A 13,829-nucleotide genomic window follows, 5' to 3' on the forward strand; every position below is an offset into this window, starting at 1 on the left:
GGAACTGCGCGAGCAGCCACACACGACCCGCGCTCGGCAGCCATCAGCACCACCCCCCCACCATCCCCGCACCCCGCACGGCGCCACCCCCTGCCCAAAATCCGCATGCCCCCACCCGGAGGACCCCCGAATGCCCCTCCTCGCCGCTGCCCCGGCCCCGGAACCCCCACCCCACACCGGCGGCCTGCTCCTCCTCGTCGACGGCACCGCCGGCCTCCTCACCGTCGCCGCCCTGGGCATAGCCCTCCTCCTCTTCCTCATCATCAGGACCAGACTCCAGCCCTTCGTGGCCCTCCTCGCCGTCTCCATAGCCGTCGGCCTCGCCGCGGGACTCTCCGTCACCGAACTCTTCGGCACGGTCCAGCGAAGCGACGCCGTCTCGACCATCGAGTCCGGCATGGGCGGCATCCTCGGCCACGTCGCGATCATCATCGGCCTGGGCACGATGCTCGGCGCGATCCTCGAAGTCAGCGGTGGCGCCGAGGTGTTGGCCTCCCGCCTCCTGAACCTCTTCGGCGAGCGACGCGCCCCCCTCGCGATGGGCCTGACCGGCCTGATCTTCGGCATCCCGGTCTTCTTCGACGTCGGCATCTTCGTCCTCGCCCCGATCGTCTACGCCGCCGCCAAGCGCTCCGGAGAATCGATCCTCCTCTACTGCCTCCCGCTCCTCGCCGGCCTGTCGATGACCCACGCCTTCCTGCCCCCGCACCCGGGCCCGGTGGCGGCCGCCGCCCTGCTCCACGTGGACCTCGGCTGGGTCATCCTGATGGGCCTCGTCTGCGGCATCCCGGCCGTCCTGGCCGCCTGGGCGTTCTCCGCCTGGATCGGCCACCGGATCTTCGTCCCCGTCCCGCAGGACATGGTCGAGGCCGCCGAGGAGTCCCGTCGGGCGGTCGTCGACGAACAGCGTGCGGCCGGGGTGACCCCGCGGGAGACGCCGGTCCCGCTCACCACGGTCTTCCTCATCATCGGCACGCCCCTCCTCCTCATCCTCGCCGCGACCTTCTCCTCGATCGCCCTGGACCCGTCCACCCTCCGCTCGGTGATCGAGTTCTTCGGCAACCCCTTCGTCGCGCTGACGATCGCCCTGCTCCTCGCGTACTACCTGCTCGGCATCCGCCGCGGCTGGTCCCGCAAGTCGCTGGAGACGGTGTCGACGTCCTCCCTCAAGCCGGTCGGCAACATCCTGCTGGTGGTCGGCGCGGGCGGTGTCTTCGGCGCCGTGCTGAAGGCGAGCGGGGTGGCGCAGGCCCTGTCGGACACGTTCAACGACGTGGGCCTGCCCGTGATCGTCCTGTCCTACCTGCTGTCGGTCGTGCTCCGGGTCGCCCAGGGTTCGGCCACGGTGGCGATCGTGACCACGGCCGGCATCGTCGCGCCCCTCCTCGTCGGGGGCGACCACTCGCAGGCCTTCGTGGCCCTCGTCATCATGGCCATCTCGGCGGGTTCGATCTTCGCCTCGCACGTCAACGACGGCGGCTTCTGGATCGTCGCCAAGTACTTCGGCATCAGCGAACGCGACACCCTCAAGACCTGGACGGTCCTGGAGACGGTGCTGTCGGTGGCGGGGTTCGCGGTAGCGGCGGTATTGAGTGTGTTCGTGTGAACGCCGTCGAACACCGTTGAAACCCAGATACGGACATATGCCCGGCCCGACTGTCCCCGACACAGGGTCGTCGACCATACTGCCCGCTGTGGAGCAGCGTATCGGTTCGAACAACCAGCCCCTGGCCGCCGCCGCGGTCGACCCGTCGCACATCCCCGGACTCACGGCCCCCGTGTCCGTGAAGAAGGAGAAGCAGGAGGAGCCGGAGGACATCAAGCCGACGGAGTCCGCCGAACCGGCGGAGACCGAGGAGCCGGACGAGGCTGCCCTGACCCGGGACGAGCCGTCCATCGCCGAGAAGCCCCCGGCCGAAGCCGACGCGGACGCCGAAGCGGACGAAGCCGAGGAGGCCGAAGCCGAAGAGGTGGGCGAGGCGGCCGAGGACACGACGGACGGCCCCGTCTTCGAGGCCTCCGACCGCCGAGCGAAGATCATCGCGGACAGCAGTGGCGTACGGCTGCGTCTGGACGACCAGGAGTGCGAGTTCACCTGGGACGAGATCGGCGCGATCGAGACCGAGTCCCCCCTCTTCGGCAAGCGTTTCACCATCACGGTCCACACCCCCGACCGCCGCTGGTACTTCCTGGAGATCGAGGCCAAGGCCAAGTCGGAGCACGCGGCCTGGGAGAAGCAGATCGACGAGGTGCTGGACGCCTACTTCGAGGAAGAGTCGGACCCCGCCTCGTAAGGGGCGCGGGGAACTGCGCGACCGGCCACGTCCGGCCCGCAGTTCCCCGCTCACGGGACTGCCCCAGGGCTGGCCCAGGACTACCCCGGGGCTAGCAGTACTGCGCTTCCTTGCCGATCGACCGGTACATGCAGTCCGAGTTCTCCAGCAACTGCAGCACCGCGTCCCGGTTCCGGGCGGTCTCCCGGGCGATGACCTCGTCGGGCGGGTAGAACCCGCCGCCCCCGGCCGACCCCGGATACATCTCGAAGGTGTAGCCGAAGATCTTCTGGTTGCCCCACAGCCAGTCGTCGATCGACCCGTCCGTGATGTAGAGGTCGCTGGACTGCTCGGGTGTGTACCCGTTGCTCGCGGCCATCTTCCCGCCGACCGTCGCGAACGCGTTGCGGTCGTCCGCCGTCATCCCGGTCGCGGTGTCGGCGGTCGTGTACCCGAAGGGCCACAGCACCAGCTCGCTGTAGGTGTGGAAGTCGATGCCGGTCTTGATCTGCTGGACGCCGCCGACGACCCGGCTGCGCACGAAGTTCGCGACGACCTTCACCTCGGGCGCCGACTCGGCGGCCGTACCCCGGTAGGTGTCCGAGGACGTGGAACCGGACGAGCCGCCACAGCAGCCCCAGCGGTAGTTCCAGTTGCGGTTGAGGTCGGTGCCGACGTACGACGAACCGCTGTTGGGCTGCCGGTTCTTGCGCCACGAGCGGTACGAGCCGGTGGCGACGTCGTACTCGCCGCCGTCCGGGTTGATGTCCGGGATGATCCAGATCTCGCGGTTGTTCACCATGTTGGTGACGCGGGAGTCGGTCCCGTAGTCGGAGGTCAACTCGTTCAGCAGGTAGAGCGCCATCTCGACCGTGAGGTGCTCACGGGCGTGCTGGTGGTGGGTGAAGAGCACCTCGGGCTCGGCCTCGTCCGTGCCGACGTTGTCGCTGATCTTGATGGCGACGATGTTCCGGCCCTGGTACGTGGTGCCGATGACCCGCTGGCTGGCGATCGAACTGTTGGCCGAGACGACGGAGTTGATCTCGTTCGTCATCTCCGCGTAGTTGTGGTACCGGGAGTCGGCGGACGGGAAGTCGAAGAGCCGTACGTCGTCCTCGCCGTTCGACCGGTCCGGTGCGGCGCCGAGCGGGGTGACCTCGTAGCCCTGCTGCTTCAGCTTCTTGATCTGGTCCGCGCGTCCGGAGACGAACACCGAGTGGTCGTCGGCGTCGTCCACGGTCACACCGGCCTGCTGCAGCGCCGTGCGGGACTTGCTGTCCGAGTGCATGTGGACCTCGTACTGACGGATGTCGTCGGCCGAGGCCCTGGGCCGCTCGGCGCTGGTCGCCGTCGCGTCCGTGGTGGTCGCGGCCACCGGGGCGGCGAGGGCCAGCGCCAGCAGGGTGGCGAGGGCGGCGGTGCGGCGACCGGATCTCCTGCCGGTGCCGTCGGGCGTCGCCGCCCTGCCGCGTATGCGGAGTCGCATGAAGTCTCCTAGTTTCTCCAGGAATTCCGGGGTCTCCGGAAGTGGGGAGTGGAGCGGGGGGTGGATCCTTGCGACGTGCCTCGGGCCTGGCCGGTGACCGCGGGGTGCCCGGCCGGCCCTGGTGCGGGTGTGGCGCTCATGGTGCGGCTCTGGCATGACCAGGTCAAGAGCGGGTGGGTGCGGGCAGGGGGCCGAGATGGCCGGAACGCGGATGTGCGGGCCGGGAGTCCACGGCGTGCGTAAGCCCTACACAACCGCGTACACGCCCATCGGTCGCGTAGGCCCCCAATTGCGGACGTACCCGGGCGGGAAACAGGTATATGCACGACTGGAAACGGGTAGTCCTCCCCGTGTGCCGCGTACGCGTGGCGGCAACCCTGGAGGCATGCTGCAACTCTCCGGGGGTCTCCTTCCGGATTCCGGCCCCCATTTCGCCTCGTACCCCCAACCGCCCATGGGTGCGGGCCACTTGAGTGTCGAGTACGACCCCCGTCCCACCGCCGCCGCACAGGCCCGCGCGCAGGTGCGCAGGCAGCTGGAGGGATGGGGTCTGCTCGAACAGACCGACACGGCGGAGCTGCTGGTGAGCGAGCTGGTCACCAACGCGCTGGTGCACGCGGAGAGCCGACTGAAGCTGACCCTGTCGGCCGCCCACGGCGTACTGCGCTGCGAGGTGTCGGACACGGACGGCCGCCCGCCCCGGGTGCGCCGCGTGACGGAGATATCGGAGAGTGGCCGGGGAATGTTCCTGGTGGACGCCCTCGCCGGGCGCTGGGGCTGTCACCAGGACGGATCGGGCAAGACCGTGTGGTTCGAACTCGGTACGTGCGGGGCCCACGGCTGCGGTCGGCGACAGCCGTAGCGCTTCGCCGGGTTCGGCGGCTTCGGTGGCCGGCGGTCGCCGAAGCCGCCGGTCACCGAAGCCGCCCGGCCCTCTTGTCTGATGCCGTTCCGTGGGGTTTCTTGACCCTCATGGCGGACACCACGGGAAACCCCACAGACACACCCGCACCATCCGGCTCCAACCCCCCACCTCGTAGATCCAGTTGGAAGTACATCGGCCCCGGCATCGTCGTCGCCGCGACCGGTGTCGGCGCCGGTGACCTGGTCGCGACCCTCATCGCGGGCAGCAACTTCGGCTACACCCTGCTCTGGGCGGCCGTCATCGGCTGTCTCGTCAAGATCGCCCTCGCCGAGGCGGCCGGCCGCTGGCATCTGTCCACCGGCCGCACCCTCTTCGACGGCTGGGCCAGCCTCGGCCGCTGGACGACGTGGTTCTTCGTCGTCTACGTCGTGATCTGGGGCTTCGTCTACGGCGCCGCCGCGATGTCCTCCAGCGCCCTGCCCCTGCAGGCGCTGTTCCCGGACGTGATGGACCTCAAGTGGTGGGCCGTGCTGTGCGGCCTGAGCGGCCTGGTCTTCGTCTGGTTCAACAAGTACGAGGTCTTCGAGAAGGTCATGACCGTCCTGGTGGGCGTCATGTTCGTGGTCACCGTCTACCTGGCGATCCGCGTCACCCCCAACCTCGCGGACGCCTTCGCCGGGCTCCTGCCCGTCCTGCCCGACGAGAAGGACTCGATCCTCAACACCCTCGGCCTCATCGGCGGCGTCGGCGGCACCATCACGCTGGCCGCGTACGGCTACTGGGTCAACGCCAAGGGCTGGACGAACACCGGCTGGATGAAGATCATGCGCCTGGACAACCGGGTCGCGTACATCACCACCGGCATCTTCGTGGTCTCGATGCTCTTCGTCGGCGCCGAACTGCTGCACTCGGCCAACATCGCCATCGCCTCCGGCGACAAGGGCCTGATCCAGCTCGGCGACATCCTGGCCGACGAATACGGCACGGCCACCGCCAAGTTCTTCCTGATCGGCTTCTTCGCCACCTCGTACACCTCCCTCATCGGCGTCTGGCACGGCGTGAGCCTGATGTTCGCGGACTTCGTGGAGCGCTTCCGCCGCAAGGGGGCCGTGACGGGCGAGGAGGTCGCCTCCGGTCGGCGCGAGAAGTCCTGGCCGTTCCGCGCGTACCTGCTCTGGCTGACCTTCCCGCCCATCGTCCTGCTCTTCCAGGGCCAGCCGTTCCGCCTGATCATCCTCTACGGCGTCCTCGGCGCGGCCTTCCTCCCCTTCCTCGCCGGCACGCTCCTGTGGCTCCTCAACTCCTCCCGCACACCCCGCGAATGGCGCAACGGCCTCGTCAGCAACGGCATGCTGGCCATCGCGGGCCTGCTCTTCCTGGTACTGGCCGTGAAGCAGATCTGGGACCAGCCGTGGGCGGACTTCTTCTGACGCCGGGCCGTCAGTCGAGCGACTTCCACCGCTCGCTGGTGGCGATCTCCCTCAGCTGAGCCATGGTGAGCGCGGGGGTCTCGCGGGTCGCGGCGGTGTGCTGGGCGCCGGAGTTGAAGGCGCTGATCACGACGCGCAGCCCGTCGACGCGGAGCGTGTCCGCGGTCCACATGACGACCCCCTCGCCGCCCTTCTCCCCGGGTTCCTGCCGGGTGGCGACCTTCGTGCCGTCGGGCAGGGTCTCGGCGTCGGCGCCGAACAACGAGTCCGCGAGGTCCGCCATGCCCGGCTGCACATTGATCTGCACCAGGCTCCGCCCCTCGCCGTCGTCGAGGACGACGTACGCGAAGTCCGACACCTGGCTGTCCTCGGTGACGACGTCGACGCCCTCGGGCAGAAGGCTGACGAGTGTTCTGCGAATGGCCTCGCCCCCGACGACCGGGGCATCGACCGACCCGCCACCGGGCGGAACCGTCGACGACTCCTCCTTCTCCCCCTGGTCCTCCCGCGTGCCGCCGCCGTTCTCCGACTCCTCCGTGATGGCGTCGGCGACCGCCTGCCAGCCCGGGTCCCTGACGATCGTCGTCAAGGAGTCGAGGGACAGCGGCGGTTCGGCACGGGTGACCGGCGCGTCCTTCTGCGCCGTCGCGTTCCATTCCATGACGCTGACCTCGTACCCCGCCGGATCGACCAGCTGCGCGTACCAGTGCTTGGTGTCCACGCGGCGGTCCGGGTACTCGTAGCCCCGGAAGAGCATCAGCCGCGCACCGCCCGGCAGGGTCTTCTCCTCGCAGGAGACGTACCCGACGAACCTCTTGTCCGGGCAGTCGGTCAGCTGCCGGGCGTACTCGCTGTCGGCGTCGATCCGCCCGACCCCGAGCTGCACGGCCCCCCCGCCCCCGCCGTCGTCGTACACGACCTGGGCGTACGGCCCCCCGTCCGCGCTCGTGCCCCGAGCGGACTCCCCGCTGATGCTCCCCTCCGGCAGCATCTCCTTGAGCATGCGGACGAGTTCCGCGCCGGACACCGCGCCGTCGTCGTCCCTGACGACCTGCTCGGCGTCCGGCACGATGGACCGCTTCGCCGCCACGGACCGCCCCCCGTCGCCGGTGCCGGGCAGCAGGAGCGCCCCGCCCACCCCGACGAGCGCGATCCCGGCCACCCCGCCCAGCATCGCCGCCCGTCGGCGGAACAGCAGCCGCCGACCGCGCACGGCACCGCCGCCGGCCAGCGCTTGGTGATCGGTCTCGAAGGTGCCGCCGACCCGGCGCAGGGCGTTGCCGAGCCTGCCCTCGAAGGGGTCTTCGTGCTGTTCCTGGGGCATGACGAACCGCCGTTTCTGCGAGTGGGTGTGCTGGTGTCGGTGGGTGCGGGGCGCTCAGGGGGTGGCGTACTCGCCGATGGCGTCGCCGAGCAGGACGCGCAGTCGGGCGAGGGCGCGGACGCACCGGGTGCGCACCGCCGCCGAGCTGGCGTTCATCGCCGCCGCGGTCTCCTCGACGGACCGGTCCTCCCAGTAGCGCAGGACGACCACGGCCCGGTCCTTCGGCGGCAGTTGGGCCAGCGCCTCGACGAGGGTGAGCCGCAGGGACGCGTCGCCGCCGGGCGCCGCGGGTCCGTCCGGGATGACGTCGGTGGCCCGTTCCCGGCTGCTGCGCCGCCGCTGGTGGGCGAGGAACGTCCTGGTCAGCACGGTCTGCGCGTAGCCGGCCGGGTTGTCGGCCCGTCGTACCCGCCCCCACTTCACGTACAACCGGCCGAGCGTCTCCTGCACGAGGTCCTCGGCGAGATGGGTGTCCCCACCGGTGAGCAGACACGCGGACCGGTACAGATGACCCGCCCGCGCCGCCGCGAACTCCTGGTATCCGTCCGCGCGGACTGGTCTCATCTGTGGCTCCCCCTGAACGGACTCGCGTTGCCGCCTCTCACTCCTTTGATGCGCCGGCCCCCGGGGAATGTTTCACGGAAGGGTGAGAGATACGGTGCGGTACGAGTCACACCAACGGGGCAGAGGACACACACCGATGGACCAGCCTGAACAGGGTCACCAGCCGCCACCGCCGCAGCAGCCGTGGACACCGCCGGCGGACCACCAGGGCTTCGGCCCGCCGCCCCCGCCGTACGCGCCCCCACCCACGCCCCCCGGCCCGCCGTACGCGCCCCCGCAGCAGCCGTACGCGCAGCCACCGCAGCCCCATGCCCAGCAGCAGCCCTACGCGCCGCCGCCGCAGCCCTATGCGCCGCCGCAGCAGCAGCCGTACGGCCAGTCACCCCAGGGCCCGGAGTTCCTGGCCGTCGACCGGCACAACTCCGTCGTCGTCGACGCGGGCGGGGTCGCCTTCGAGGACCACGGCGTCTCCGTCGACTTCTCGTGGCCCGAGATCCGCAGCGTCCACTACAAGGCGAGCGGCAACGGCAAGGCCCTCATGGTCGCCGTCATCCACCTCGACGGCGGCTTCTTCGAGTGCACGGTCGAGGCCAGGCCCCGCGAACGCCTCCACCAGTGGTTCGGCCACCTCGCCCACGTGCTCGGCCACTACCGCCCGATGGGTTAGGCCCCTGGCGCCCTGCCACGAGGGCGGCGGCGAACGGGGTGTCAGCGCAGGGTGTCGAAGAACTCCCGTACGTCCGCGGCCAGCAGGTCCGGGACCTCCAGGGCCGCGAAGTGGCCGCCGCGGGCGAACTCCGTCCACCGCGCGATGGTGTTGACCTGCTCGGCCCAGCGGCGGATCGCCACGTCCTCGCCGAAGTTCGCCACCGCGGTCGGCACCCCGGAGGCCGCTGTCGGGAACCAGTCCGGGACATGGCTGTTCTCGTAGTACATCCGGGCCGCCGAACCGGCCGTACCCGTCAGCCAGTACAGCATCACGTTGGTGAGCAGGGTGTCCCGGCCGACCGCGTCCTCCGGCAGTTCGGCCGAGGAGTGCGTCCACGCCTGGAACTTCTCCATGATCCAGGCGAGCTGACCGACGGGGGAGTCGGTGAGGCCGTACGACAGCGTCTGCGGGCGGGTCGACTGGAGGGCGTTGTAGCCGAAGCCGTCCGTGGTGAACTCGCCGATGCTCGCCAGGCTCCGCAGCTCCCGCTCGTCGAGCCCCTCGCGTGCCTCCTCGTCCACCGGGCCGAGCGGGATGAAGCCGACCGACGCGGCGTTCACGTGGACACCGATCACGGCCTCCGGGGCGACCCGGGCCAGCGCGGGGGAGACCAGCGCGCCCAAATCGCCGCCCTGGGCGCCGTAGCGCTCGTAGCCGAGCCCGCGCATCAGCTCCGCCCATGCGCGGGCGACGCGGGAGACGTTCCAGCCCTTCTCCCGGGTGGGCCCGGAGAACCCGAAGCCGGGGATGGAGGGGATCACCAGGTGGAAGTCGCTCAGCAGGTCGATCACACCGAGGAACTCCACGATCGAGCCCGGCCAGCCGTGCGTGAGGATCAGTGGCAGCGCGTCCGGACGGGAGGAGCGGACGTGCAGGAAGTGCACCCGCGCGCCGTCGATCTCCGTGACGTACTGCGGGATCTCGTTGAGGGCGGCCTCGTGCTCGCGCCAGTCGTAGGTGCCACGCCAGTACGCGGCGAGGTCGCGGAGGTACGGCAGCGAGGCGCCGTACGCCCAGCCCGCTTCCGGGAGTTCGTCGGGCCAGCGGGTGAGGTCCAGGCGGGTGTGCAGATCGTCCAGCTGGGCCTGAGGGATGTCGATCCGGTGGCTGCGCACGCTGTTGTCTGTCATGAGTCCAGGGTGGGAAGGCCTGCGGACGGCCTGTGTCCGCAAGGGCGGGCGGATTGCTCTCACATGTGCCGGTCCCCGGTCGGCGGAGGACGGCCGGCCGCCACCGGGGCACCGATGCTCACGCACGCGCTCCCGCCGGACAAGCCTTTCGAACCTGCTCGAAAGGCGTTGACCGGCGGGCCCTCACGGTCGTGCCGGGCGCGCTACGGCGCCGGCCGCTCGCGGTACTCGTCCACGACGGCCCGCTCCAGTACGGCGGTCTCGCTCAGGACCGTGCCCTTGTCGCCCATCGGGCCGTCCGCCGTCAGCCGGCTGCGTTCGCCGAGGTACGCGAGGGTCTCCCGGTCGAAGACCCACTCGGTGGCCCACCCGGCGCGCTCGTCGACCCGGCGGATCCCGACGCCGCGACGGCCGGCGGGGTCGACCGCGTCCTCGGTACGGGTCACCCCGGGGATCTTCGCGGCGGCCTCGTAGAGCGCGGCGGCCGTCCTCGCGGGCATGACCGTCTCGCCGAGCAGTTCGCCGATCCGGTCGAAGACGGCCTGTGCCTTCTCCTCGCCCTTCCACGTCCTGGTCAGGCGGTACAGCTCGGCGAGCAGCTCGTCGGGATCGGTGGGCAGGGAGGCCAGCCACCGGTAGGTGGGGCGGTCGATCCCGGCGGGGACACCCGGCGAACCCGGCGGCAGCAGCTCCCTCAGCGGGGAGTAGGCGCCGCCCTCGTAGTGCAGGGCCACCTGCTTGACCGGGCCCGGCTCCTGCGACACCCACACCTCCCGGCGGTGCAGCTCTCCGGGCCGGTACGGGCCGTCCTCCACGGCCTCCGCCCCGGCCGTCAGGCTCTTGACGTAGACCAACTGGTCGTCGCGGACCGGCTCGACCTCCGTCCGCGCGGCGACCTCGGCGATCCGGTCGAGCAGGACGACGGCGCTCCCGCCGTCGGAGGGCCGCGGGCCGGCGCCGGAGCCGGTGGTCGTGACCAGGCCGACGGTCAGCGCCCCGGCCAGCGTCAGCGCGGCGGCGGGCAGCCACAGGGCCGGGCGGGGCAGCCGTCGGTCCCGCTTCCGGGGTGCGGCGGGCGTCGTGGCCGGGGCGTCGTCGTCGATGAGTCGCATCAGGGTGTCCTTGTGGTGAGCGAGGCGACCAGGCGGAACATCCCGTTCGGGCGGGGGCGGCAGCAGTCGGGCCAGCTCCTCGTTCATCGGGATCCCTCCTGAATCTCCTTGAGCGGACGGGCCGCGAACGCGGCCTCGCCCTCTGCCTCTCCGCGACGACGCCCCGGTTCCCTACGGTTCGATGTGTTTTGCGCACGCTCCTCGCGCAGCCGCTCCTCCGTCAGCCGGCCGAGCCGCGCCCTGGCCCGGGAGAGCCGCGACCGTACGGTTCCCACCGGGACGCCCAGCGCCTCGGCCGCCTGCCCGTAGTCGAGGCCCGACCACACGCACAGCGCGAGCACCTCGCGCTCCCCGCGCCGCAGCCGCCCGTACACCTGGCGTACGGCGGCCAGCCGGCGCGCGTCGTCGAGGCGCCCGGCGGTCTCGTCGGCGAAGTCGGCCACGGGCGGCGGGGCGGGGCGGCGGGCCAGGAACGCCAGTCGGCGGCCGAGGCCACGGGTGGCGTTGCGGGCCTTGTTGGTCGCCATGCCCAGCAGCCACGGCTTCAACGAGCCGCCGTCCGGCTCCAGTCGTTCCCGGGTGCGCCAGGCGTCGAGGAAGGTGTCCGCCATCACCTCCTCGGCGGTCGACCAGTCGCCGGTCAGCCGGTACGCGTGGTTGTAGACGGCCCGCGCGTACGCGTCGTAGAGCGCCGCGAAGGCCTCCCGGTCCCCGGCCCGTATCCGCGCGCGCGTCGACGTCTCCGCGTCCGTGCGGGCCGGCGCCCTCTCGGGGTCACTCATCTCGTATGCACCTCTCCCACCTCACACCCATGTCTCTCCGCGCGGGGGAAGAGGTTCCGGTGACCCGCGCCACAGCCGGGCGCGGGCCACCTCTCGTCGCCTACGGCAGCCCGTGCACGTGCGGACCCACCGCGTTCGACCAGGCGTTGCCCGCCGTGGCGTCCCAGTTGGTCGACCAGGTCATCGCGCCCCGCAGGTCGGGGTACGTCCGCGGCGGCTTGAAGGAACCGCAGTTCGTGCCACGGGTCAGACAGTCGAGGGCGTTGTTCACCACGGTCGGCGACACGTAACCGCTGCCCGCGCCCCGCGTCGAGGCGGGCAGACCCAGCCCCACCTGGGACGGGGCGAGGCCACCCTCCAGCTGGAGGCAGGCGAGGGCGGTGAGGAAGTCCACCGACCCCTGGCTGTAGACCTTGCCGTCGCAGCCCAGCATGGAACCGCTGTTGTAGTACTGCATGTTGACGACGGTCAGGATGTCCTTGATGTTCAGGGCGGTCCGGAAGTACGCGTTCGACGTCGACTGCATGTCGATGGTCTGCGGGGCCATCGTGATGACCAGCGACGGGCCCGCCTTCGCCGACAGCGACCGCAACGCCTGCGTCATATAGGTCGCGTTCAGCCCGTTCTCCAGGTCGATGTCGACGCCGTCGAAGCCGTACGTCCGCATCAGGGCGTACACCGAGTCCGCGAAGTTCGTCGCGGAGGCCGCGTCGTTCACGGCCACCGTGCCGCGCTCGCCGCCGACCGACACGATGACCTTCTTGCCGGCCGCCTGCTTGGCCCGGACGTCCGCCTTGAACTGGTCGACGGTGTAGCCGCCGAGGGCCGCCGAGTCGAGGGTGAAGGTGACCGCGCCCGGGGTGGCGGTGGCGTCCGCGAAGGCCACGGCGATGATGTCGTACTGCGACTGGACGTCGGCGAGCCTCTGCACCGCCGCCCCGTTGTCAAAGTTCTGCCAGTACCCGGTGACCGCGTGCTTCGGAACGCCGGTGCCGCCGCCGGGAGTCGCCGTCGTCGTCCCCGTCACCGTCGCCGAACGCGCCGACTCACCGGCCGCGTTCGTCGCCGTGACCTGGAACGTGTACGAGGTGGAGGCCGCGAGCCCGGTCACCGTCGCCGACGTGCCGGTCACCGACTGGACCTTGGTGCCGCCCCGGTAGACGTGGTAGCCGGAGGCGCCCGACACCGGGTTCCAGGACAGGGAGACCGAGGAGGACGTCGAGCCCGACACCGTCACCCCGGCCGGGGCGGACGGGACCGTGGGCGGCTGGTCGCCGCCACCGCCGCCGTCGGGGCCGAAGACGGACACGTCGTCGACGAGGTACGCGGCCTGCCCGTACCAGCCGTGCGTGTGGACCGTCACCGACGTGGTCGAGGCGCCGGTGGTGAACGTGGTCGACAGCTGCTTCCAGGCCGTCGAGTCCGGCGTCCACGTCGAGACGTCGGTCGTACCGGTCCCGGTGGCGCCCAGATACGCGTACCCGCCGCGCACCCAGGCGCTGAGCGTGTACGTCGACCGGGGCTTCACCGCCACCGCCTGGGTGCAGCGGGCGTTGTCCTGCCCGGCCGGGGTGGCCCGCAGCGCGGCCGCGCCGCCGTGCACCGGGGAGGAGACGGTGCCGCCGCTGCCCGCCGAGCAGTTCCAGTCGCTGAGCCCCGACTCGAATCCGGCGTTCCTGGCGTTGTTGATGTCCGCGGCGGACGCCTGTCCGGCGCCGACGAGCGAGAGACCGAGGGCGAGGGAGAGGGCGACGACCCCCGACCGGAGCCGGATCCGTCCCTGTATGCGCGCGCCGTCACACCCCTGGGCGTCCATCCGCATGCGTATGCGTCTTCTGTGTCTGAACATACTCGTAAGCTGGTCCAGACCAATCGAGTTGTCAATACTCCCGCACGAGGCCCGCTCACCCGTACGGGCGACCCAAACTCCCTCCTCCGCCGTCGAGTTGAGGCATATGCGTCTCACTCTGTGTGGATACGGCCCCCACCGCCCGTGAGTTGATCAAGGAGATTCGGTGTTGATCGGGCCATGCCGTGGATATGGTGCTGATGCAAGACGATGCAGGAGGGACGTCGAGGCAGACGTCCCTCCTCACAGGGGCCGTCTGAGGCGGTGGTCGACCACTCCGCCGAAGTGAACGGGGTGGTGTGCAG

At 70.8% G+C, this 13,829-nt stretch carries 12 protein-coding genes; 5 read left to right on the forward strand and 7 right to left on the reverse strand.

Annotated features, from left to right (window positions below; translation table 11 throughout):
* The first annotated feature begins 130 nt into the window (after positions 1-130).
* Together RM704_RS02835 and RM704_RS02840 are read left to right on the forward strand one after the other, a co-directional pair.
* Positions 131-1,606, forward strand: a complete 1,476-nt coding sequence (locus tag RM704_RS02835; RefSeq protein ID WP_033531766.1) for a GntP family permease — start codon at positions 131-133, stop codon at positions 1,604-1,606.
* Between the two features lie 88 nt (positions 1,607-1,694).
* Entirely contained in the window at positions 1,695-2,294 is a 600-nt protein-coding gene (locus RM704_RS02840) for a PH domain-containing protein (RefSeq protein ID WP_033531767.1), read from the forward strand.
* A gap of 91 nt (positions 2,295-2,385) precedes the next feature.
* Here the strand turns inward: RM704_RS02840 and RM704_RS02845 are convergent, their stop codons facing one another.
* Positions 2,386-3,759 (reverse strand): M14 family metallopeptidase, encoded by a 1,374-nt coding sequence (locus RM704_RS02845; RefSeq protein WP_033531768.1) that lies wholly within the window; start codon positions 3,757-3,759, stop codon positions 2,386-2,388.
* A gap of 469 nt (positions 3,760-4,228) precedes the next feature.
* Here RM704_RS02845 and RM704_RS02850 point away from each other — a divergent pair, with 469 nt between their 5' ends.
* Together RM704_RS02850 and RM704_RS02855 are read left to right on the forward strand one after the other, a co-directional pair.
* The gene (locus tag RM704_RS02850; protein WP_398683227.1) at positions 4,229-4,621 is read left to right on the forward strand and encodes an ATP-binding protein; all 393 of its coding nucleotides are present in this window, start codon (positions 4,229-4,231) and stop codon (positions 4,619-4,621) included.
* A 110-nt stretch (positions 4,622-4,731) separates the two neighbouring features.
* On the forward strand, positions 4,732-6,054 hold the full coding sequence (locus RM704_RS02855) for an Nramp family divalent metal transporter (protein ID WP_033531769.1): 1,323 nt from the start codon (positions 4,732-4,734) through the stop codon (positions 6,052-6,054).
* A 10-nt stretch (positions 6,055-6,064) separates the two neighbouring features.
* Here the strand turns inward: RM704_RS02855 and RM704_RS02860 are convergent, their stop codons facing one another.
* Together RM704_RS02860 and RM704_RS02865 are read right to left on the reverse strand one after the other, a co-directional pair.
* Positions 6,065-7,378, reverse strand: coding sequence for a hypothetical protein (locus tag RM704_RS02860; protein ID WP_311589131.1), 1,314 nt, complete (start codon positions 7,376-7,378; stop codon positions 6,065-6,067).
* Positions 7,379-7,432: 54 nt separating this feature from the next.
* A complete protein-coding gene (locus RM704_RS02865) occupies positions 7,433-7,942 on the reverse strand; it encodes a SigE family RNA polymerase sigma factor (protein WP_033531770.1) in 510 nt (169 codons plus the stop codon).
* A gap of 136 nt (positions 7,943-8,078) precedes the next feature.
* Between RM704_RS02865 and RM704_RS02870 the strand changes: the two genes are divergently transcribed.
* Complete coding sequence (locus RM704_RS02870) at positions 8,079-8,609, forward strand: hypothetical protein (RefSeq protein WP_033531771.1); 531 nt, start codon at positions 8,079-8,081, stop codon at positions 8,607-8,609.
* 41 nt (positions 8,610-8,650) lie between these two features.
* Here the strand turns inward: RM704_RS02870 and RM704_RS02875 are convergent, their stop codons facing one another.
* The 4 genes from RM704_RS02875 to RM704_RS02890 all read right to left on the reverse strand — a co-directional run bounded on the left by RM704_RS02875 (position 8,651) and on the right by RM704_RS02890 (position 13,497).
* The gene (locus RM704_RS02875; protein ID WP_033531772.1) at positions 8,651-9,781 is read right to left on the reverse strand and encodes an epoxide hydrolase family protein; all 1,131 of its coding nucleotides are present in this window, start codon (positions 9,779-9,781) and stop codon (positions 8,651-8,653) included.
* A gap of 203 nt (positions 9,782-9,984) precedes the next feature.
* A complete protein-coding gene (locus RM704_RS02880; RefSeq protein WP_033531773.1) occupies positions 9,985-10,980 on the reverse strand; it encodes a CU044_5270 family protein in 996 nt (331 codons plus the stop codon).
* On the reverse strand, positions 10,977-11,675 hold the full coding sequence (locus RM704_RS02885; protein ID WP_033531774.1) for an RNA polymerase sigma factor: 699 nt from the start codon (positions 11,673-11,675) through the stop codon (positions 10,977-10,979). The genes RM704_RS02880 and RM704_RS02885 overlap by 4 nt, the downstream gene beginning before the upstream one ends.
* 100 nt (positions 11,676-11,775) lie before the next feature.
* Positions 11,776-13,497, reverse strand: a complete 1,722-nt coding sequence (locus RM704_RS02890; protein WP_192829841.1) for a chitinase — start codon at positions 13,495-13,497, stop codon at positions 11,776-11,778.
* Positions 13,498-13,829: the final 332 nt, after the last annotated feature.

It is taken from the genome of Streptomyces gottesmaniae (assembly GCF_031845845.1).
In the GTDB taxonomy this organism is placed as follows: domain Bacteria; phylum Actinomycetota; class Actinomycetes; order Streptomycetales; family Streptomycetaceae; genus Streptomyces; species Streptomyces akebiae.